Origin of the sequence: Kitasatospora sp. NPDC036755, assembly GCF_040636595.1 — a bacterium.
Classification (GTDB): domain Bacteria; phylum Actinomycetota; class Actinomycetes; order Streptomycetales; family Streptomycetaceae; genus Kitasatospora.
Genome location: NZ_JBEZUT010000625.1, coordinates 1 through 2,023, shown reverse-complemented (window position 1 = coordinate 2,023; position 2,023 = coordinate 1). Strand labels below are relative to the sequence as shown.

The window sequence follows — 2,023 nt, the reverse complement described above, 5'->3', positions numbered from 1 at the left end:
GCCAGGCCCGGGTCGCACGGACTCTTCCTACTGAAAGTAGGACGTGCTCTGGTAGCACCGCTGACGCCTGACGAGGGCTCATGTCCCTCGCGACATCAGGAATATTAGCAGTTCAGTGCCCGTGCGCCGAATCGCCTGCCCCCCGGAGGCGGTGGCCCGTGGGGCGCGGGGCGTGGCCCCGGAGCCGACCCGCGCCGCCGCCTGTTCGGTGGTCCGGACCGGTGGCGAAACCGGGGAGGGAGGTGGACAGCTGTCGGGGGCCGGCGACGCTGGAGTGGCGGGCCCACGGGCCGACGTGCGTGCGGGAGTTCGATGTTCAGGTCTCGGTCCGTGCCGACGGTGGTGGCTGGGTCTGTGACGCGGTGCTCGGCTCCGGGTGCTCGTCGGACGGTCACCGCGAGGGCTTCGACCTTCTGATGGATCTCGATCCGGTCCTCGCCCCGCGCTTCGACGGGGGCGGCGAGATCTTGGTCGGCGCCCGGAGGGCCGGGGTCCGCGGGCATCCCGCACTCACGGCCTGCGAGCTCCGCTGACGCGGGTGCCCCTGGGGCGGCCGGGGCGGGAATGCGGAAGGGTCCGGCACCTTGGTGGGTGCCGGACCCTTCCGACTGTGGAGCGCCAGGCCCGGGTCGCACGGACTCTTCCTACTGAAAGTAGGACGTGCTCTGGTAGCACCGCTGACGCCTGACGGGAGATCATCTCTCCCGCGCTGAAGGGAACATTAGCAGCTCAGCGCCTGTGCGCCGAATCGCGGCCGGGCCGGGGGGTCGTACGGGCGGTCTAGGCTTCGTGATCATGTACGAGCGTTGGGACGTGCTGCCGGACGGCGAGCGTGAGCAGTGGGTGCTGGAGCCGTTCGAGGGCGTGGGGCCGCTGCGGTTCGGGATGCTGATCGACGAGGTGTCCAACACCCTGAGCCGCCGCACCGGCGACCTCCAGCGGTACTCGGGCCCGTGCCTGGCCGAGGACCCGTACGGGCTGGTGACGGGCCGCTACCGGGACTTCGGGCTGACGCTCTACTACTGGGACGAGCGGTTGCGGGGGGTCTCGGCGGACGCGCTGTGCGGGCCGCAGGTGTCGGTGGAGGGGGTGGCGCTGACCGGGCGGCGGCCGTCCGAGCTGGGGAGGTGGCTGTGGGACCGGGCCGATGCCCTGGCGCCGGCCGAGGAGCTCGTCCTGATGGGCGGGGGCGAGTTCTGCTCGGAGTCGCTCGGGCTGGTGATCGGGGTGCAGCGGGCGGGGGACGGGCTGCTGTCGCGGCCGGTGTTCTTCTCCGCGGAAGGCCTGCCCTGTCTGCACGACTTCCTGCCTGATGAGGCTTTTCGGATCACCGGATGATCCAGGCCTCGTTCGGGAGGACGAGGGCCGGGTTTCGGGTGGCCTCGCGCGAGAGCAGGACCGGCCGCGTGAGGAGGAGGTCGTGGGAGCGCTGGAGGCCGATCACCAGCCCGAGGGTCCGCGAGGCCGGCTGACCTCCGGGCATGCGGAGGATCTCCGGTGTGGGCGGGCGGGTGGCGCGGTCGGTGATCCACCGTTCGAGGACCGAGGGGGTCCGTCCGGTGAGCGCCGTCCCGTCCGCGAGGACCTGGGGGCCCTTGAGGGCGTCGGAGGCGATGCCGAGCAGGGCTTCCCGCCGGTCGAAGTAGAGCGTCAGGCCGAGGTGCCGGAGTCGGCACTCCAGGGCGGGGCCGCGGGAGTCGAGGGTCGCGGAGCCGGGGCTGCCCAGTGCGGTGAGGGCCTCGTTGTGGTTCATGCCGAAGCGGAGCGGGCCGGCGCCGACGAAGGGATCGAGTGTCCATTGGGGGCGCTCGCCGTCCGGGGTTGGGGTCCACCAGAAGTCGAACAGGGACTGGGGGCCGGACATCGCGGGCCTCCTGGGGCGGCCGGGGCGGGAATGCGGAAGGGTCCGGCACCTTGGGAGGTGCCGCACCCTTCCGACTGTGGAGCGCCAGGCCCGGGTCGCACGGACTCTTCCTACTGAAAGTAGGACGTGCTCTGGTAGCACCGCTGACGCCTGACGAGA

At 71.7% G+C, this 2,023-nt stretch carries 2 protein-coding genes; one reads left to right on the top strand and one right to left on the bottom strand.

The features are described 5' to 3' along the window. Positions 1-795 precede the first annotated feature (795 nt). Positions 796-1,338, top strand: a complete 543-nt coding sequence (locus AB0E96_RS40645) for a hypothetical protein (RefSeq protein ID WP_359831818.1) — start codon at positions 796-798, stop codon at positions 1,336-1,338. Here the strand turns inward: AB0E96_RS40645 and AB0E96_RS40640 are convergent. Further along, entirely contained in the window at positions 1,328-1,864 is a 537-nt protein-coding gene (locus tag AB0E96_RS40640; protein WP_359831816.1) for a hypothetical protein, read from the bottom strand. The two genes, AB0E96_RS40645 and AB0E96_RS40640, sit on opposite strands and share 11 nt — an antisense overlap. Positions 1,865-2,023: the final 159 nt, after the last annotated feature.